The sequence below is a fragment of the Actinomycetota bacterium genome (assembly GCA_016700055.1).
Lineage (GTDB): Bacteria > Actinomycetota > Acidimicrobiia > Acidimicrobiales > Ilumatobacteraceae > Kalu-18.
This window is the reverse complement of record CP064997.1, coordinates 1,044,123-1,061,747: the sequence shown is the minus strand read 5'-3', so window position 1 is coordinate 1,061,747 and position 17,625 is coordinate 1,044,123. Positions and strand designations below refer to the sequence as shown.

Annotated in this window: 21 protein-coding genes; 17 read left to right on the top strand and 4 right to left on the bottom strand. The window is 70.1% G+C overall.

Annotation, left to right across the window (positions count from 1 at the left end; genetic code table 11):
* Window positions 1–2: 2 nt before the first annotated feature.
* From IPM43_05100 to IPM43_05085, 4 genes are all read right to left on the bottom strand, one after another.
* A complete protein-coding gene (locus IPM43_05100) occupies window positions 3–1,073 on the bottom strand; it encodes a zinc-binding dehydrogenase (GenBank protein QQS25748.1) in 1,071 nt (356 codons plus the stop codon).
* A gap of 53 nt (window positions 1,074–1,126) precedes the next feature.
* Window positions 1,127–1,762: a 4'-phosphopantetheinyl transferase superfamily protein gene (locus tag IPM43_05095; GenBank protein QQS25747.1), complete on the bottom strand. Its 636-nt coding sequence runs from the start codon at window positions 1,760–1,762 to the stop codon at window positions 1,127–1,129.
* A gap of 13 nt (window positions 1,763–1,775) precedes the next feature.
* Window positions 1,776–2,738: a nucleoside hydrolase gene (locus IPM43_05090; protein ID QQS25746.1), complete on the bottom strand. Its 963-nt coding sequence runs from the start codon at window positions 2,736–2,738 to the stop codon at window positions 1,776–1,778.
* Between the two features lie 119 nt (window positions 2,739–2,857).
* On the bottom strand, window positions 2,858–4,348 hold the full coding sequence (locus tag IPM43_05085; protein QQS25745.1) for an acetyl-CoA acetyltransferase: 1,491 nt from the start codon (window positions 4,346–4,348) through the stop codon (window positions 2,858–2,860).
* A 59-nt stretch (window positions 4,349–4,407) separates the two neighbouring features.
* Here IPM43_05085 and rpiB point away from each other — a divergent pair, with 59 nt between their 5' ends.
* The 17 genes from rpiB (at window position 4,408) to IPM43_05000 (ending at window position 17,616) form a co-directional block, all read left to right on the top strand.
* A complete protein-coding gene (gene rpiB / locus IPM43_05080; protein ID QQS25744.1) occupies window positions 4,408–4,854 on the top strand; it encodes a ribose 5-phosphate isomerase B in 447 nt (148 codons plus the stop codon).
* A 23-nt stretch (window positions 4,855–4,877) separates the two neighbouring features.
* Window positions 4,878–6,134: a serine hydroxymethyltransferase gene (locus tag IPM43_05075; protein ID QQS25743.1), complete on the top strand. Its 1,257-nt coding sequence runs from the start codon at window positions 4,878–4,880 to the stop codon at window positions 6,132–6,134.
* Between the two features lie 190 nt (window positions 6,135–6,324).
* On the top strand, window positions 6,325–7,545 hold the full coding sequence (locus tag IPM43_05070; protein ID QQS25742.1) for an undecaprenyl/decaprenyl-phosphate alpha-N-acetylglucosaminyl 1-phosphate transferase: 1,221 nt from the start codon (window positions 6,325–6,327) through the stop codon (window positions 7,543–7,545).
* Window positions 7,546–7,628: 83 nt separating this feature from the next.
* Window positions 7,629–7,949, top strand: a complete 321-nt coding sequence (locus tag IPM43_05065; GenBank protein QQS25741.1) for a hypothetical protein — start codon at window positions 7,629–7,631, stop codon at window positions 7,947–7,949.
* Complete coding sequence (locus IPM43_05060) at window positions 7,946–8,395, top strand: ATP synthase subunit I (protein ID QQS25740.1); 450 nt, start codon at window positions 7,946–7,948, stop codon at window positions 8,393–8,395. Before IPM43_05065 ends, IPM43_05060 begins: the two co-directional genes overlap by 4 nt.
* 58 nt (window positions 8,396–8,453) lie before the next feature.
* On the top strand, window positions 8,454–9,215 hold the full coding sequence (atpB, locus tag IPM43_05055; GenBank protein QQS25739.1) for a F0F1 ATP synthase subunit A: 762 nt from the start codon (window positions 8,454–8,456) through the stop codon (window positions 9,213–9,215).
* A gap of 68 nt (window positions 9,216–9,283) precedes the next feature.
* Window positions 9,284–9,553: an ATP synthase F0 subunit C gene (atpE, locus tag IPM43_05050; protein ID QQS25738.1), complete on the top strand. Its 270-nt coding sequence runs from the start codon at window positions 9,284–9,286 to the stop codon at window positions 9,551–9,553.
* Between the two features lie 18 nt (window positions 9,554–9,571).
* Window positions 9,572–10,174, top strand: a complete 603-nt coding sequence (locus IPM43_05045) for an ATP synthase F0 subunit B (GenBank protein ID QQS25737.1) — start codon at window positions 9,572–9,574, stop codon at window positions 10,172–10,174.
* Complete coding sequence (locus tag IPM43_05040; GenBank protein QQS25736.1) at window positions 10,171–10,743, top strand: hypothetical protein; 573 nt, start codon at window positions 10,171–10,173, stop codon at window positions 10,741–10,743. The genes IPM43_05045 and IPM43_05040 overlap by 4 nt, the downstream gene beginning before the upstream one ends.
* A complete protein-coding gene (gene atpH / locus IPM43_05035; GenBank protein ID QQS25735.1) occupies window positions 10,740–11,270 on the top strand; it encodes an ATP synthase F1 subunit delta in 531 nt (176 codons plus the stop codon). The genes IPM43_05040 and atpH overlap by 4 nt, the downstream gene beginning before the upstream one ends.
* 85 nt (window positions 11,271–11,355) lie before the next feature.
* Entirely contained in the window at window positions 11,356–12,948 is a 1,593-nt protein-coding gene (locus tag IPM43_05030; protein ID QQS25734.1) for a F0F1 ATP synthase subunit alpha, read from the top strand.
* Complete coding sequence (locus IPM43_05025; GenBank protein ID QQS25733.1) at window positions 12,948–13,928, top strand: F0F1 ATP synthase subunit gamma; 981 nt, start codon at window positions 12,948–12,950, stop codon at window positions 13,926–13,928. The genes IPM43_05030 and IPM43_05025 overlap by 1 nt, the downstream gene beginning before the upstream one ends.
* 29 nt (window positions 13,929–13,957) lie before the next feature.
* The gene (gene atpD / locus IPM43_05020) at window positions 13,958–15,385 is read left to right on the top strand and encodes a F0F1 ATP synthase subunit beta (GenBank protein ID QQS26337.1); all 1,428 of its coding nucleotides are present in this window, start codon (window positions 13,958–13,960) and stop codon (window positions 15,383–15,385) included.
* Window positions 15,385–15,798: an ATP synthase F1 subunit epsilon gene (gene atpC, locus IPM43_05015; protein QQS25732.1), complete on the top strand. Its 414-nt coding sequence runs from the start codon at window positions 15,385–15,387 to the stop codon at window positions 15,796–15,798. The genes atpD and atpC overlap by 1 nt, the downstream gene beginning before the upstream one ends.
* Before the next feature lie 13 nt (window positions 15,799–15,811).
* Complete coding sequence (locus IPM43_05010; protein QQS26336.1) at window positions 15,812–16,597, top strand: SDR family oxidoreductase; 786 nt, start codon at window positions 15,812–15,814, stop codon at window positions 16,595–16,597.
* A 19-nt stretch (window positions 16,598–16,616) separates the two neighbouring features.
* Window positions 16,617–16,841 carry a hypothetical protein gene (locus tag IPM43_05005; GenBank protein QQS25731.1) on the top strand — a complete coding sequence of 75 codons (225 nt, stop codon included), beginning with the start codon at window positions 16,617–16,619 and terminating at the stop codon, window positions 16,839–16,841.
* Between the two features lie 10 nt (window positions 16,842–16,851).
* Complete coding sequence (locus IPM43_05000; protein QQS25730.1) at window positions 16,852–17,616, top strand: alpha/beta hydrolase; 765 nt, start codon at window positions 16,852–16,854, stop codon at window positions 17,614–17,616.
* The last annotated feature ends 9 nt before the right edge of the window (window positions 17,617–17,625 follow it).

Sequence of the window (17,625 nt, the reverse complement as noted above, 5' to 3'; positions counted from 1 at the left end):
GGTCACCCCTTGGGTTTGACGAGGGTCTTCTCGGGTGTGACGAGGATCTTCGCGTGGGCGTCGGGATGGGCGAGGTCGGCGAAGGCCTGGGGTACGTCGTCGATGCCGACCCGCCCCGTGATCAGGGGCTCGAGATCGATCTTGCCCTCGGCGATCGCGCTGAGCGAGGACGCGAACTCGAGCGGGTCGTAGCCGAGCACGAACTGGATCGAGAGCTCACGGCCGATGCCGATCATTGGGTGGATGCTGTCCTGCTGCATGCAGACGCCGACCACCAGGATGCGGGCGTCCTTCGGAGCCATGCGCATCGCCTGCTCGATCATCCCCGGTACGCCGACGGCCTCGAAGATCACGAGGGGGCGAGTGGGGTCGATGCGCCGCCAGGCCTCGATCGCGGGTGTCTCGCGCGGGTCGACGACGACGTCGGCGCCGAGGCGCTCGGCGAGCGCGCGGCGCATCGGCGAGAAGTCGGCGGCGACGATCGGGCCGATGCCGCGCATCACGAGCTCGGCGATGCAAGCCAGGCCGACAGGGCCCAGCCCGAGCACGATCGCCGTGTCGCCCTTCGCAATCCTGCTCTTGGCGACCGCGTGCACCCCGACGGCGAGGGGCTCGGTGAGCGCGGCCAGCTCGGCGGGCAGTCCGTTCGGCACCTTGATGCCGAGCAGCTCGTTCATCACGATCATCTCCGAGTACCCGCCCGGGTACTTGTTGGAGTAGCCGATCGGATGCACGCCCTGCTCGTCGAAAGCCACCGGCATGCCGACGACCACGTCGCCGATCTTCAGGTTCTCCACCCCCGGCCCGGTGTCGAGCACCTCGCAGCAGTACTCGTGGCCCATCACCGTGTCGAACTGTGGGTCGAAGGCGACGGGACGCATCGGGTCGGGAGGGGTGTCGCCCTCGACCTCGTCCTGTAGCTGGCGGGTCTCCTTGCCGTGCACGAGCATGTGCAGGTCGCTGCCGCAGATCCCGCAGGCGAGCACCCTGGCCAACACCTGCCCGGCCGCGGGGACCGGATCGGCGACATCGTCTACCCGGAGCGACCAGTCACGCATCACCGCAGCACGCATGGACCGAAGCTAGTTGACGCCCCGCCGGGCGCGACGAGGTGGCCGGCCGCGCCTCAGCGCCCGGGGGGCGCCGGCGCGACGACGAGGGCCAAGAACCGATCGCCGACTTGTGCGTAGCGCCCCTCGTACTGCGCGGCACCGTCGCGCATCACGGCGGTGAACGCGCCCGGGCGCACGCTGAGGCGTACGTCGGAGTGCTCGAGCATCTGCCCGCCGCCGGCGCTCCACGCCTTGTACGCGGCCTCCTTCATGGTGAAGGCCAGGTGCGCATCGATGTCCCGCTCGTCCTCGCGCAACACGAGATCGGCCACGTCGGCAGAGAGCGCGGTGGCGGGCTCGACGTCGATGCCGAGCACGAGATCTGCGCTGTGGACGGCGGCGGCGACGGCGAAGTCGTGGTCGTGCGCGAGCGTTGCCGCCACGCCCGGGGGCAGCACGGGCTTGCGATCGGGGCCGATCGTCAGCGGCGCCGAGGTGCCGATCAGCTCGTGCAGCAGCGCCCGCCCGGTCGCGAACTCGTGGCGGCGCTTCGGCACCGCGTGCGCCACGGCGGCGGCCTCTGCGGGGTGCAGCCGCGCGACGTCGTCGGCCGAGATCCGGCGCGACCCGGTCAGCACCCCCGGCGGGGCGATGGCCTGCAGCGCCCTGTCGAGTTGTGGGTCGCCGCGGTCGCCCGTCGTCGCGCTCACGAAGGCTCCGCGCTCAGCCCGCCGAGAAGTCGGCGACGGCCGCGGTGATCACGGCGAACGCGGCGGCGGCGTCGACGCCCATCAGCACGTCGCAGTTGGGGTCGGGACGCTCCACCAGGTCGCGCTGGTCGATGACCGTCATCCCGCGCGTGTGCAGGCCCTGGGTCTCGACCACCACGTGCGCGAAGCGGCGGGTGAAGAGGTGGGGATGGCTGAGCACCAGAACCGCTGCCGGATCGTGTACCGCCGCACCCTCCATGTGGTGGTACCGGCGCACGTAGCCCTCCGAGAAGTAGGCGAGCAGGTCGGCGAGCACGGCCGCCAGACGCCCCGGCAGGCGCCGGATCGCTTCGACGCGCGCAGGCGTCGCCTGGAGTTGGTGGGTGAGATGCAACCCGCTCTGGATCAGCGGGCCTCCGTACTCGAACACCATCGCGGCCGCCTCGGGGTCGGCCCAGATGTTGAACTCGGCCGCCGCGCTGCGGTTGCCGAACAGCCCGCCGCCCATCACCGAGATGCCGGCGATGCGCCCGGCGAGGTCGGGTGCCCGGCGCAGCGCGATCGCGAGGTTGGTGAGCGGGCCGGTGGCGACGAGCCAAACGCCCTCGCGCTCGCGGCAGGTGTCGACGATGAACGCCGCCGCGTCGTCACCGGCGGTGCCGCGATCGGGCGGCGGCAGGTCGGCGCCGTCGAGGCCGCTCTCGCCGTGCACGTAGCTCGCGTGGCGGGGAGGGGCGAGCAGCGGCCGACCCGCGCCGCGGTGAACGGGCACGTCGAGGCCGAGCAAGGTGGTCATCACGAGAGCGTTGTGCGTCGTCGACTCGACAGGCGCGTTGCCGGCGACGGTGGTGATGCCGAGCAGCTCGGTGTGGCGGGCGGCGACGACGATCGCGATCGCGTCGTCGTGACCGGGATCGCAGTCGAGGATCACGGGCAGAGCCGGCACGGAGGCCGCCGTCGAATCGGCATCGCTCACCGGTTGAGCATGCCATCGCGGCGCCACCAAGCGCGCACCCCCCGTGCGTTCTCGGTCGGATGAGTCGCGCTATGTGTCACAAATCCGACCGAGAACGCGGGGGTGGGGGCGTGGGGGGTTCAGTCGACGCGCAGGGTGGCATCGGCGGCGAGGGTGACGGTGCGCCCCACCCACTCGCCCTCGCACATCGCGGCCACGAGGTGGGGGTCGGCCGAGGTTCCCCAGGCGCGTCGCCCGTCGGACAGCAAGCAGGCGGCGAAGGCGTTCTCCGGCGAGCCCTCGCGCGAGTGCATCACCGTGTAGGCCTCGATCCTCACCGGCGCGTCTTCGCCGACGGACCCGGTGAACTCGCGCCGGGGGAGGGCATCGACCTCGGCCTGCGGGTCGCCCAAACGGAAGCCCGCGGCCGGAGGGCTGGTGCGGTAGACGCCGAACGAGTGCTTCGTCGCGTAGCCGCCGTTCGCCCATACGAGCCCCCACTCGCCGGGCCGTTCGCGCAGATCGGCGACCACGGTGGCGATGGCGTGCATCACGTAGTTGTTCCACGGCCCGCCGGCGAAGGGCAGCCCGCCCGTGCGCGTCAGCTGGCCGTCGAGGGCGAGCCCGAGAGACTGCGCGCCGAGCTGCACCGCCGAGGGGAAGCACGAGTAGAGGTCGACGACCGACACGTCGTCGATGCCGATTCCCGCCAGCTCCAGCGCCGAGCGGCCGCCGAGCTCGATCGCGGGCGTGCGCGTGAAGTCCCAACGCTGCGAGACGTACTGGTGCTCGTGGCAGTCCGCACCGGCGTTGGGGAACACCCACCGGTCGGGGGCGATGCCGAGCGCGCGGGCCCGCTCGACACTGCACATGATGAGCGCGGCGGCCATGTCGACGTCGTTGTTGGAGTTCATGTACTTCGGGTACGGCAGGCCGATCATCCGGTTGTCCGGCCCGACCGTGCGGACCTGTTCCGGCGTCAGCGGGGTGCGCAGCCACGCCGCGGGGTTCGCGGCAGCGACGTGGGAGAAGCGCGACCACAGCTCGCCGAGCATCGCCTGGTGCTCGTCGACGGTGCGGCCCGCCGACGCCCGCAGCGCGGTTTCGAACATCGGGTACACCTGCACCGGTTGGACGATGCCGACCGCCGTCTCGACCTCGTGGTTCATCACCAGCTCGCTGCCGACGGAACGCCGGGGAGAGACGTCTTCGGGCACCTTCGGCCACGGCAGCGTCGCCCCCTCCCGGCGAGCCCGCATGCGGGTACGCCAAGCCTCACCGCCGACGATCACCGCCAGGTCGAGCTCGCCGCGCTGGATCTGGGCGGCCGTGACGTTGACCAGCATCTGGGGTGAGTTGCCCCCGCCGGCGGAGAGCACCGTCTCGGCAGGGTCGATCCCGAGCTCGGCGGCCACGAAGCGGGCCGGGTCGCGGTAGCGCCACGACAGCAGCGACACGACGCGCATCGAGTTCGGTGTTTTCGGCACCGACGGCAGGCCGGCATCGAGCGCCGCGGCCCGCACGGCTTGTGCCATCAACTGCGCGGGGGAGGCGGCGTCGTCGAGCGATGCGGCACGGTGCAAGTACTGGCCGGCTCCGACGATGACCGGGCTCTGCGGGTCGGGTTTCACGGCGGCGAAGGCTACGACGGGTCCGTACACTCGACGTTCGTGACGCGGATCGAGCCTCGATGACCCAGATCGTGATCGGCTCCGACCACGCCGGCTACGAGCTGAAGCAACACCTCGTCCGCCTGCTCGGCGAGCAGGGCCACGCGGTCGTCGACCTCGGCACCCACTCCACGGAGAGCTGCGACTACCCGCCGATCTGTGCCGCCGTCGGGCGCAAGGTGCGTGACGGCGAAGCCGAGCTCGGCATCGTGCTCGGCGGCAGCGGGCAGGGCGAGCAGCTCGCCGCGAACAAGGTCCGTGGTGTGCGCGCCGCGCTCTGCAACGACCTGTACACGGCGAAGATGGCGAGAGCCCACAATGACGCGAACGTGCTGTCGATGGGCGCGAGAGTTGTCGGCACCGGGTTGGCCGAAGAGATCGTCGCTACCTTTCTCGACACAGCGTTCGAAGGCGGCCGCCACGCCCGGCGAGTGGCCCAGCTGATGGCCCTCGAAGACGAGTTCTGATCCAGCCGAAACGGAGCCCCTCGATGCCCTTCCCCTCGGACACCGATCCCGACCACGAGGTCGAAGACCTGATCGCGCTGGAGCTCGAGCGCCAGATCACCGGGCTGCAGCTGATCGCGAGCGAGAACTTCACCTCGCCGGCGGTGATGCGCGCCGTCGGGTCGGTGCTCACCAACAAGTACGCGGAGGGCTACCCGGGCAAGCGGTACTACGGCGGCAACGCTGTGGTCGACTCGATCGAGGCGCTCGCCATCGAGCGGGCGAGGTCGTTGTTCGGCGCCGACCACGCCAACGTCCAGCCGCACTCCGGTGCCAACGCGAACATGTGCGCCTACCAGGCCTTGCTCCAGCCCGGCGACACCGTGCTCGGGCTGAGCCTCGACCACGGCGGCCACCTCACGCACGGCTCCCCGGTGAACGCGAGCGGCAAGCTGTACCGCTTCGTGCCGTACAAGGTGACCCCCGGCGACGAGCGCATCGACATGGACCAGGTGCGTGATCTCGCGCTCGAGCACCGCCCGCGGATGATCGTCGCCGGCACCACGAGCTACCCGCGCCGGCTGGATGCGGAGCCGTTCCGGGCCATCGCCGACGAGGTCGGCGCGTACTTCTTGTTCGATGCCGCGCACATCGCCGGCCTGATCGCCGGTGGCGTGCACCCCAATCCGGTGCCCTACGCCGACGTGGTCACGTTCACCACGCACAAGACGCTGCGGGGACCGCGCGGTGGGTGCATCCTGTCCACCGCCGAGCACGCGACGGCCATCGACAAGGCCGTGTTCCCCGGATGGCAGGGCGGCCCGCTGGAGCACGTCATCGCCGGCAAGGCGGTGGCCTTCCGCGAGGCGGCCGACCCGAGCTTCAGCGAGTACGCGGCGCAGATCGTGGCCAATGCATCGGCACTCGCGGCCGCGCTGGCGGCGGAGGGCTTCCGCCTGGTGTCGGGCGGTACCGACAACCACCTGATGGTCGTCGACCTGCGGCCCTTCGACGGTGAGCTCACCGGCAAGGAGGCGCAGGCCGCCCTCGACCGGGCGGGCATCACGTTGAACAAGAACACCATCCCCGACGACCCGCGCAGCCCGTTCGTCACCTCGGGGGTGCGCATCGGGACGCCGTCGGTGACCACGCAGGGGATGCGTGAGCCGGAGATGGCCCAAGTCGGCGCCTTGATCGCCAGGGCGCTGCGCGACAGGGCCGTCGCCGGCGCGCTCGACGACGTACGCGCCGACGTCGCCAAGCTCTGTGCGCAGTTCCCTGCGTACCCCTCCCCCCACTGACCGCGCGCACCCCCTCCGCAAGAGTGACCTTCGCGCGCGCGGCTTGCGCGCCAATCTGTCGATGAAGCTGCGGCAGGCGCCGGTTCGTTGACAGATTGGCGCGCAAGCTGCGGTTTGGCGGGCGGCAGACAGCGCCGCGGCGGGCGGGCAACAGCCCGGGGTGGTGGGGGGTGCGTAGGCTCTCGCGCCGATGACGGACACCGCGGGCTACCTGATCGTGGGTGGTGTCGCGGCGGTGGTCACGTTCAGCCTGGTGCCGGTCGTCGCGCGGCTCGCGCGGTGGCGTGGCTGGGTGGTGGAGCCCGACGACCGCCGGGTGCACCAGAAGGTGACCCCCGACGTGGGTGGCATCGCGATGTACGCCGGCTTCGTCGCGGCGCTCGGCCTCGCGTGGTGGATGGACCGCTTCGATCCGCTGTTCGACCGCAACTCCGAGCCGCTCGGCGTCGTCCTCGCCGCGACGCTCATCTTCGGGCTCGGCTTCATCGACGACATCCGTGAGATCTCGGCGCCGGCGAAGGTCACCGGCACCGTCGTCACCGGGCTCGTCCTCGTGTGGTTCGGCGTGACGATGTACTACTTCCGCGTCCCGTTCCTCGAAGTGTTCGTGCTGTCGGACGACTGGATCCCGCTGATCACCGTGCTGTGGCTGCTCGGCATGACGACCGCGGTCAATCTGATCGACGGCCTCGACGGCCTGGCCGCGGGCATCGTCGCCATCGCGGCGGGCGCGTTCTTCCTGTACAGCCGGCGCCTCGAGGACCTCGGTGTGCTCGTGCAGCCGAACGTCGGGCCGCTGATCGCGGTGATCACGCTCGGCATCTGCATCGGCTTCCTGCCCCACAACTTCAACCCGGCCCGGATCTTCATGGGCGACGGCGGGGCGATGCTGCTCGGGCTGCTGCTGGCCGCGGCGACGAGCGTCGTCGGCGGTCGCGCCGATCCCAACAGCGACCAGTACCTGCCGGGCCAGACGTACTTCTTCCTCGCGCCGCTCTTCATCCCCCTCGTCGTGCTCGGCGTACCGATCGTCGACACGTTGTTCGCGATCGTGCGCCGGGCTACTCGACGCCAGGGCGTGGCCACCGCCGACAAGGGCCACCTCCACCACCGGTTGATGGACCTTGGGCACGGCCAGCGGCGCAGCGTGCTGATCCTCTGGCTCTGGACGGCGCTGCTGTCCGGGTTCGCCCTATACCCGATCTTCACCCGCGCCACCACGCCGCTGATCCCGATCGGGTTGATCGCGATCGCGCTGGGTCTTTACACCGTGCTCCACCCGGAGGTACGCCGCGGCCGGAGGGGACCGTCGGCCGACGCGGACGTCGACGGCCTCGACTACGACGACGAGCGCGAATCAGACCCGAACGGCGCGGAATCCGAGGTTTCGGGTTTGAGCGATCCCACTTGATCCTGTACTTTGTGCGCGCGTTCACGAGCGCGCGGCAACGGTGCCGCGCTCCGTACGCAGAGTGCCGAAGGTCGTCAACCACCTTGCCCACGCCGGAATCCCGCTCGAACACGCCAACCGCTGCTCCGCCCGACGCCGGCCTCGGTCAGGGAATGGAGACTGCGCTCACGTTGGCGCTGTTCCTCGGCATCGGATGGCTGGTCGACCGCCTGGCCGGGACTACCCCGATCTTCATGATCGTGCTCACCGTGCTCGCCGCGGTCGGAGTGTTCGCCAAGCTCTGGTACGGCTACAACGCGAGCATGGCGCATCTCGAGGCCGAGCGCGCCGAGCAGGCCTCGGCGGCAGGTCGATTGGGTCGAGCAGCCCAAGCCGGTCGGGTCGCGCCGCGGAGTGAGCCGTGACGAGCTCGGCGATCGACCCGGTCACCACCCGGCTCGAGGGTCCCGCCCCCGAGGTCGCGGTGTCGAAGGACATGGTGCGCCGAGGGTTGATCGCCGGTCCGGTGCTCGTCGCCGTATGCGGAGTCATCTGGGGTCTCGACGGCGCCGCGGGCGCGGTGATGGGGATCGCGCTGGTGCTCGTCAACTTCTTGCTGGCCGCGCTGCTGGTGTCCGTCACCGCGCGCATCTCGCTCGGGCTGATGATGGGCACCGTGCTGTTCGGCTACCTCATCCGCCTTGGCTTGATCTTCCTCGCCATCTGGCTCGTGCGCGACGCAGATTGGATTTCGCTCATCGCCCTCGGGCTGACCATCATCGTCACACACCTCGGCCTGCTGCTGTGGGAGATGCGCTTCGTGGCCGCATCGCTCGCCTACCCAGGCCTCAAGCCTTCACCCACCCGGTAGCCAGAGCCCCGCTGGCCGCCCACTCCAAGCCGGTTTCACGACAGGAACGGAAACGAACGTGATCGCTCTCGAGTTCCCGCCGATCAACGCCATCCTCCGCTGGAAGGACCTCTTCCCGACGTTCAACAAGATCGCCTTGATCGCCGTCTTGGCGGCCGTGATCGCGTCGGTCGTGTTCCTGCTCGCGGGCCGCAAGGACCCGATGGTCGCGCCGAAGGGCGTGCGCAACCTGGCCGAGGCCACCGTCGAGTTCATCGAGAACGGGGTGGTGATGCAGACGATGGGGCGCGACGGGCTCGGCTGGACGCCGTTCCTGCTGTCGATCTTCCTCTTCATCTACCTCTGCAACGTGCCCGGCATCATCCCGATCCTGCAGATGCCCGCGACCGCCCGCATCGCCATCCCGCTCACGCTGTCACTGCTCGTCTGGGTGGTGTTCATCGGCGTCGGCCTGAAGCACCAGGGCCTCAAGTACTTCGGTCACCTCATCTGGCCCCCCGGGGTGCCGACGGCGCTGAAGCCGCTCGTCGGCCTCATCGAATTCGTGTCGACGATCATCGTGCGCCCCTTCTCGCTGACCGTGCGACTCATGGCCAACATGATGGCCGGGCACATCCTGCTCGTGACGTTCGCCCTGCTGTCCGCGGCGCTGTTCCAGGCCGAGACGAAGAAGGTGTTCCTGGTGCCGATGGGCGTCCTGCCCTTCTTCATGCTCGTCTTCCTCACCGCGTTCGAGGTGCTGGTCGCGTTCTTGCAGGCATACATCTTCACCATCCTCACCGCGGTGTACATCGGCAGCTCCGCCCACCCCGAGCACTGACCGGCACCCCCTAGACCCCGCTACCCAAGATCTCCCATACCCAGAGCACAACAGGAGAACCACATCCCATGGAAGCCTTCTCGCACCTCGTAGCCGCGGTAGACCCGGCCGACGCGAAGAACACCGCCGCTGCCAGCTCCGCAGGCTTCGCCTACGGTCTGGCCGCCATCGGCCCGGGCATCGGCATCGGCTACCTCGTCGGCAAGTCCGTCGAGGCGATGGCCCGCCAGCCCGAGGCCGCCGGCATGGTGCGCACCACGATGTTCCTCGGCATCGCCTTCACGGAGGCCCTCGCCCTCATCGGCTTCGTGGTCTTCATCCTGCTCAAGTTCGCCTGATCTCCATAAGGAGCTGACGTGCTGACAGCCGTCGTCACCCAGTCGGGTGCATCGGTTCTGGTCAGTCTTCCCGGTGGCCTCGTGGCCGCCGCGGAGGGTGACCACGAGCTCGAGGTGCCCGAAAAGGACCTGAACCCCATCGCGCCCGAGATGAAGGAGATGGCGTGGGGCTTCGGGTCGTTCGCGGTCCTCGCGCTCTTGATGCGTTTCGTGCTGTACCCGCGCCTCAAGAAGGGGATGGACGCGCGCTACGCGTCGATCCGCGACGACCACGAGGCCGCCGACGCGATGAAGGCCGACGCCCGCGGCGAGGTGGCCGGCTACGACGCCGCGATCGCCGAGGTGCGGGTGGAGGCGGCTCAGCGCATCGAGGCCGCTCGCCAGATCTTGGAGGACGAGCGCCAGGCGCAGATGTCCCAGGTCAATGCGCGCATCGCGGAGCGCAAGGCCGAGGCCGCAGCCGGTGCAGAGTCGGCCCGCGCCGCCGTGCAGGGCCAGGTGGAGAGCGCGATCGCCGCCGTCACCTCCCGTGCCGTCGAGCTGTCCGTCGGCAGGCAACCTGACCCGGCCGTGGTGCAGCGGGCCGTGGCCGACGTGATGAGTGTGGGGGCGAGCCGATGAGCCCGCTCGCACTTCTCGCCGCACGGCTGCCGATGTCGGAGTTCGGCATCGACGACGACGGCTACGTCACGTCCCACCACTGGCTGTGGCCCGAGCGCGCCGAGATCATCTACGGCGGCCTGGCTTCGATCATCATCTTCGCCGCGCTGATCAAGTTCGCTGGCCCGATGGCGAAGAAGGCGATGGAGGCCCGCAGCGCTCGCATCCAGACCGAGCTCGACAACGCGAGCGCGGACCGCACGGCGGCGACAGCCGAGGCCGAACGAATCCGCCAGGCGCTCGGCGACATCGGAACAGAGCGCGCTCGCCTCCTCGCCGAGGCCGACGCGCAGGCCGCCGGCCTGCTGAGCGAGGGCCGGTCCCGGCTGGCCCAAGAGCTGATCGACGCCGAGGAACGGGCCGCGGCCGAGATCGCCTCGGCTGCTGGCCGGGCGGGTGACGAGCTGCACGCCGACATCTCCCGTCTGGCCGCCGAGGCCACCGACCGGGTCGTGGCCGAGACCCTCGACGAGAGCGTCCAGCACGATCTGGTCGAGAGCTTCATCGCGAGAGTGGGAGCGTCGAGATGACCGCCAACGCACGCATCGAGGGCTACGCGAGGGCGCTGTTCGAAGTCGCCCGGGCGGAGGGTTCGCTCGACGAGGTGGAAGACGAGCTGTTCCGCTTCGCCCGCTCGTACGAGTCGAGCGACTCGCTGCGCAACGCCCTCACCGACGAGATGATCCCCGCCGGCAAGCGCCAGGCGATCGTCGAGGACCTGCTCGGTGGTAAGGCAACCGCCACCACGGTGCAGCTCGTCTCGATGGTGGTCGGCGCCGGCCGCGGCCGTGACCTGCCGGCGATCATCGACCGCTTGGTGCAGCGCGCCTCCAGCGCGAAGGAGCTCGAGTTCGCCGAGGTGCGCTCGGCGGTGCCGCTGACCGCCGACCAGCAGACCCGTCTCGCCGCGGCGCTCGCCAACGCCACGGGCAAGCAGGTGAACGTGAAGGTGGTGGTCGACCCCTCCGTGCTCGGGGGCATCGTCGCCACCGTGGGCGATACCGTCATCGACGGCAGCATCCGCGCCCGCCTCGACCAGGTGAAGAGCCGGCTCTAGGCAGCCACCACGACGATCACGACGACGACCACGATCACGACGACGACCACGACCAGACGATCGACAGGAACGGGATAGACACGACATGGCAGAGCTGACCCTGTCCGCCGCCGACATTGCTGCGGTGATCAACAAGAACCTCGAGGGTTTCGAGCCCTCGGTCGAGGCGCGCACCGTCGGGCGGATCGCCGAGGTCGGTGACGGCATCGCCCGGGTGTCGGGGCTGCCCGACTGCGCGGTCAACGAGTTGCTCGAGTTCGAGGACGGCACGAAGGGCCTGGCCCTCAACCTCGAAGAAGAGTCGATCGGCGCGGTGGTGCTCGGTGGTGCCGATCGCATCGAGGAAGGCCAGACGGTGAAGGCCACCGGCCAGATCCTCTCGGTGCCCGTCGGCGACGGCGTGCTCGGCCGGGTCGTGAACGCGCTCGGCGAGCCGGTAGACGGCCGTGGCCCGCTCGTCGGCACGCAGAGCCGCCGGATGGAGATCCAGGCGCCGGGGATCATGGGCCGCAAGCCGGTCCACGAGCCGCTGCAGACCGGCATCAAGGCGATCGACGCGATGACCCCGATCGGGCGCGGCCAGCGCGAGCTGATCATCGGCGACCGCAAGACCGGCAAGACCACGGTCGCCGTCGACACGATCCTGAACCAGAAGGGTCAGGGCGTGAAGTGCATCTACGTGGCCATCGGCCAGAAGGGCTCGACCGTCGCCCAGACCGTCGAGACGCTGCGCCAGAACGGCGCGATGGAGTACACCGTCGTCGTGACGGCGCCTGCGGCCGACCCGGCACCGTTCAAGTACCTCGCGCCATACGCCGGCTGCGCGATGGGCCAGCACTGGATGGAGACCGGCGAGCACGCCCTCGTCGTGTACGACGACCTGTCCAAGCAGGCCGAGGCATACCGTCAGCTCTCCCTGCTGCTGCGCCGCCCGCCGGGGCGTGAGGCGTACCCCGGCGACGTCTTCTACCTCCACAGCCGCCTGCTCGAGCGCGCCGCCAAGCTCTCCGACGAGAACGGCGCCGGCTCGCTCACCGCGCTCCCGATCATCGAGACCAAGGCCGGCGACGTGTCGGCCTACATCCCGACGAACGTGATCTCGATCACCGACGGCCAGGTGTACCTGCAGGACAACCTGTTCAAGTCCGGTGTGCGCCCGGCGGTCGACGTCGGCATCTCCGTCTCCCGAGTCGGCAGCGCGGCGCAGATCAAGTCGATGAAGGGCGTCGCCGGCACGCTGAAGCTCGACCTCGCCCAGTTCCGCGAGCTCGAGGCGTTCGCCACGTTCGGCTCCGAGCTCGACGCCGTGTCGAAGGCCCAGCTCGAGCGTGGCTACCGGCTGGTCGAGCTGCTGAAGCAGTCGCTCAACAGCCCGATGCCCGTCGAAGAGCAGGTGGTCACCATCTTCGCCGGCACGCGCGGCTATCTCGACGACGTCGACGTCGCCGACGTGCGCCGCTTCGAGGGCGAGCTGCTCGACTTCATGCGCACCCGCCACGGGTCGCTGCTCGACTCCTTGCGCTCGGGCGCCGTGCCCGACGATCTCGGTCCCCTCGTCCAGGCGTTCAAGGAGCAGTTCCTCGCCAAGCGGGCCGAGGAGCGCGTGGCCGACCCGACGGCAACCGACGCCGAGGCACTCGGCGAGGCACACAGCCCGAAGACCCTGGCGACCGAGTAATGGCCGGCGGGCAGGAGCGAATCCTTCGTGGACGCATCCGCAGCGTCCAGGCGACGAAGAAGATCACGCGCGCGATGGAGCTCATCGCCGCGTCTCGCATCGTGAAGGCCCAACAGCGTGTCGCCGCCGCCGTCCCGTACTCGGAGCAGATCACCGCGGTGGTGAAAGACCTGGCCGCGGCGGGGGCGAGCAGCGATTCGCCGCTGCTGCAGGGCCGAGCGCAGGAAAAGGTCACCTGCTACGTGGCGGTCACCGCCGATCGCGGGCTGTGCGGGGGCTACAACGCCGGAGTGCTGCGCGCCGCCGAGGGCGAGATCAAAGCCGGCGTGCTCGCCGGCAACGACTACGTGATCGTGCCGGTCGGGCGCAAGGCAGAGTCGTACTTCCGCTTCCGCGGATACCGCCTCGACCGCCCCTTCGCCGGCTTCTCCGACTCGCCCAGCTATGCCGACGCGAAGGCGATCGCGGATCACGTCATCGAGTTGTACGAAGACGGTCGCGTCGACCGCGTCGAGCTCGTGTACACGCGCTTCATCACCCCCGGGTCCCAAGAGGTCGTGCAGCGACCGCTGGTGCCCCTCGAGCGCGACGTCGTGGTGGGCGGCGACGGCAAGCCGGTGGTCGCCGGCCCGGCCGCCGACTACGAGTTCGAGCCCGACCCGACGACCATCTTGGCGACACTGCTGCCGCGCTACGTGGAAGCCCGCGTGTACGCGGCGCTGCTCAACGCCGCGGCCAGCGAGCACGCATTCCGCCAGCGGGCGATGAAGAGCGCCACCGACAACGCGGAAGAGCTGATCAAGACCCTGTCCCGCATCATGAACCGGGCCCGCCAGGACGCCATCACCACCGAGATCATGGAGATCGTCGGCGGTGCCGAGGCGTTGGGCTCCGACGAGGCCAAGTCCGTGCGCTTCGTCGAACTGGGACCAATCGGCGCCGAGCTGGCCGCCTCCGCCGCGACCGGCGAGAACCTCTGAGCAGGAGAACACCGACACCCATGACCACCATGACCGAGAACGAGCGCAAGGAAGGCCGCGTCGTCGGTATCGCCGGCCCGGTGATCGACGTCGAGTTCCCGCGCGGCTCGCTGCCCGAGCTCAACTCCGCCGTCGAGTTCACCGTGCAGGTAGAGGGTCGCGACGTCGACGTCCTCGCCGAGGTCGCGCAGCAGCTCGGCGAGGGCCGCGTGCGCGCTGTGTGCCTGAAGCCCACAGACGGGCTGAAGCGGGGCACCCCGGTACGCAACACCGGCCGCGGCATCACCGTGCCCGTCGGCGACCGCGTGCTCGGACACGTGTGGAACGTCTGGGGCGACCCCCTCGACGCCGACCCGGCCGACTTCGCCGACATGGAGCGGTGGGACATCCACCGCGACGCGCCGACGTTCGACGCGCTCGAGCCCTCGGCACGCATGTTCCCGACCGGCATCAAGGTGATCGACCTGCTGACGCCGTACGTGGCCGGCGGCAAGATCGGCCTGTTCGGAGGCGCCGGCGTCGGCAAGACCGTGCTGATCACCGAGATGATCAACCGCGTCGCTTCCCAGCACGGTGGTGTGTCGGTGTTCGCGGGCGTCGGTGAGCGCACCCGTGAAGGCACCGACCTGCGCATCGAGATGATGGAGTCCGGGGTGTTCGAGAAGGCGGCTCTCGTCTTCGGCCAGATGGACGAGCCGCCGGGCGTGCGCCTGCGGGTCGCGCTGTCGGCGCTGACCATGGCCGAGTACTTCCGCGACGTGCAGAACCAGGACGTGCTGCTCTTCGTCGACAACATCTTCCGCTTCGTCCAGGCCGGCTCGGAGGTGTCCACGCTGCTCGGGCGGATGCCGTCAGCCGTCGGTTACCAGCCGACCCTCGCCGACGAGATGGGCCAGCTCCAGGAGCGGATCACCTCCACCCGGGGTCGTTCGATCACCTCGCTCCAGGCCGTCTACGTGCCTGCCGACGACTACACCGACCCGGCGCCGTTCACCACGTTCACGCACCTCGACGCGACGACCGAGCTCTCTCGCCAGGTGGCCGCGCTCGGCATCTACCCCGCCGTCGACCCGCTCGCGTCCACCTCCACGATCCTGTCGCCCGAGGTGGTCGGCCAGCGGCACTACTCGGTCGCTCGCGGCGTGCAGGAGAACCTGCAGCGCTACCGCGAGCTGCAAGACATCATCGCCATCCTCGGTCTCGACGAGCTCTCCGAGGAAGACCGCCTGACGGTGTCGCGGGCACGCAAGATCCAGCGTTTCTTGTCCCAGCCGTTCTTCGTGGCCAAGGTGTTCACCGGCATCGACGGCGAGTTCGTGCCTGTCGAGGAGACCGTCGACAGCTTCGAGGCGATCCTGCGCGGCGATCTCGACACGGTCCCCGAGCAGGCGTTCTTGAACGTCGGCAGCGTCGAGCAGGTGTTCGCCAAGGCGAAGGCACTGCAAGAAGGCGTCTGATGGCCGATTCGATGCGCGTCGAGATCGTCTCGCCCGAGCGGGTGCTCTACTCGGGTGAGGCAACCCAGCTGATCACCCGCACCCTCGGCGGCGGCGAGATCGCCTTCCTCGCCGGCCACGCGCCGTTCCTCGGGGCGCTCGGCGAGAGCCACACCCGCATCTTCCTCGTCGACGGCAGCGTGCTCGACGTCGCCATCCACGGCGGCTTCGTCGAGGTCTCCAACAACACGGTGTCGCTCCTCACCGACCTCGCCGAACTGTCGAGTGAGATCGACGTCGGCCGCGCCAGCTCGGCGAAGGAGCGCGCCGAGACGTCGTTGCGTCACGAGCACGACGCGGAGGCGCTGACGGCGTTGTCGCGTGCCCACGCCCGCCTGGCGGCCGCCGGCGGGATGCCCGGCACCGGCCACTGAGCCCGCGGCGACGATGGCCGCGGCCCGCTACCCGTTCCGCACGGCCCTCGTCACCGGCGCGTCCAGCGGCATCGGCGAGGAGATGGCGCGCCTGCTCGGCGCAGCAGGGGTGCCGACTGTGGTCGTCGCGCGGCGTAAGGACCGCCTGCGCGAGCTCGCCGACGAGTACCCCGGCGTCGAGGTGCTCGTCGCCGACCTCACCACCACCGCCGGACGAGCGGCCGTCGCCGGGCGAATCGCCGATCCGGCTCGACCGCTCGACCTGGTCGTCAACAACGCCGGCTTCGGCACCAGTGGGCTGTTCCACGAGCTGGATGCCGATCGTCTCGACCGCGAGGTGACGCTGAACGTCGCCGCGCTCACCCAGCTCTCCCGGGCGGCCCTCGGTGTGATGGTGCCGCGCAAGCGGGGATGGCTGCTCAACGTCGCGAGCGTCGCCGCCTTCCAGCCGGCTCCCGGGCTGGCCGTGTACGCGGCCACGAAGGCGTACGTCACGAGCCTCACCGAGTCGCTGCACGAAGAGGTGCGCGGCACCGGCGTGCGCGTCACCGCGCTGTGCCCCGGCCTCACCCGCACCGAGTTCCAGAGCATCAGCAACTACCAGGGCGCGGCGACCCGCTACCCGGACCTGGCGTGGACGTCGGTCCAGGATGTGGCTCGCTCCGGGCTCGACGACGTCGCCCACGGCAAGGCGCTGAGCGTGCCCGGGCTGCTCTACAAGGGGATGGTCGCCGCCAGCCAAGTGCTGCCGAACGCGCTGAAGCGGCGCATCACCGGAGTGGCTCTCGGGCGGCGGTGAGCCGCTACCTTTGGTGACCATGGAGCGCCCAGTCCGGTTCGAGCACTCTCGGTTCCTCGGCGACAAGCGCACCCAGCTCGTCTACGACCTCGACGCGTGGGAAGACCCCGGTGTGATCGACGAGATCATCGCCGCCGAGACGGGGCTCTCCTTCGGGCCCGACACCTTGGCCGAGGCCCGCAACCGCGGCTACAAGCTGGCCGCGCCCGGGATGACGCGACGTCACCGGGCGCCGCGGGCCTGACCCGGCGCAGGTGCACGACAACGGGTCGTTCACGTCGGGCGGCCTCCAACTCGCCCGCTACCTGTCCCGCCCGGCAGGCCGCGCCGATCCGCTGCCCGGGCTGATCCTCTGCCACGGGTTCCCGATCGGCCCGATCGACGCCCGACACTCCGCCGGTACGTTCCCCGAGCTCATCGACCGCATCGCGAACGAGCTCCAGTACGTGGCGATGACGTTCACGTTCCGCGGCTGTGGGCAGAGCGAGGGCGACTTCTCCCTCCAGGGCTGGGTCGACGACCTGCGCGCGGCGATCGCCCACCTGATCGACGCGGCCCACCCGACCGGGCTGTGGCTCGCCGGCACGAACACCGGTGGGTCGATCGCGGTGTGTGTGGCCGCCGACGACCCGCGCGTGCGCGGCGCCGCCCTGCTCAGCGCACGGGCCGACTTCGACGACTGGGCGGCCCAGCCGCGCCGCTTCCTGGAGCACGCCCGCGAGATCGGAGCCATCCGCCGGCCGCAGTTCCCCGAGCACTTCGACGAGTGGAGCCGCGAGCTGCGCCGCTTCCGTCCCGTCGCTGCCGCCGCCCGCTTCGCCCCGCGGGGGCTGCTGGTGATGCACGGTGAGGACGACGAGAGCGTGCCGACGGCCGATGCCCGCCAGCTCGCGCAGGCCCATGGTTCGGCCGAGCTGCACCTGCTGCACGGCGCCGGTCACCGCCTGCGCCACGACCCCCGGGCGATCGCGGTGCTGATGGGCTGGCTCGACCGCCAGCGCCTGGTCGAACCCGACTGAGGGCGCCGG

Coding starts and splice junctions, on each gene's coding strand:
- IPM43_05100 (QQS25748.1), bottom strand. CDS start 1,073: ATGCGTGCTGCGGTGATGCGTGACTGGTCGCTCCGGGTAGACGATGTC.
- rpiB (QQS25744.1), top strand. CDS start 4,408: ATGACCCAGATCGTGATCGGCTCCGACCACGCCGGCTACGAGCTGAAG.
- IPM43_05075 (QQS25743.1), top strand. CDS start 4,878: ATGCCCTTCCCCTCGGACACCGATCCCGACCACGAGGTCGAAGACCTG.
- IPM43_05070 (QQS25742.1), top strand. CDS start 6,325: ATGACGGACACCGCGGGCTACCTGATCGTGGGTGGTGTCGCGGCGGTG.
- atpE (QQS25738.1), top strand. CDS start 9,284: ATGGAAGCCTTCTCGCACCTCGTAGCCGCGGTAGACCCGGCCGACGCG.
- IPM43_05040 (QQS25736.1), top strand. CDS start 10,171: ATGAGCCCGCTCGCACTTCTCGCCGCACGGCTGCCGATGTCGGAGTTC.
- atpH (QQS25735.1), top strand. CDS start 10,740: ATGACCGCCAACGCACGCATCGAGGGCTACGCGAGGGCGCTGTTCGAA.
- IPM43_05030 (QQS25734.1), top strand. CDS start 11,356: ATGGCAGAGCTGACCCTGTCCGCCGCCGACATTGCTGCGGTGATCAAC.
- IPM43_05025 (QQS25733.1), top strand. CDS start 12,948: ATGGCCGGCGGGCAGGAGCGAATCCTTCGTGGACGCATCCGCAGCGTC.
- atpD (QQS26337.1), top strand. CDS start 13,958: ATGACCGAGAACGAGCGCAAGGAAGGCCGCGTCGTCGGTATCGCCGGC.
- atpC (QQS25732.1), top strand. CDS start 15,385: ATGGCCGATTCGATGCGCGTCGAGATCGTCTCGCCCGAGCGGGTGCTC.
- IPM43_05010 (QQS26336.1), top strand. CDS start 15,812: ATGGCCGCGGCCCGCTACCCGTTCCGCACGGCCCTCGTCACCGGCGCG.
- IPM43_05005 (QQS25731.1), top strand. CDS start 16,617: ATGGAGCGCCCAGTCCGGTTCGAGCACTCTCGGTTCCTCGGCGACAAG.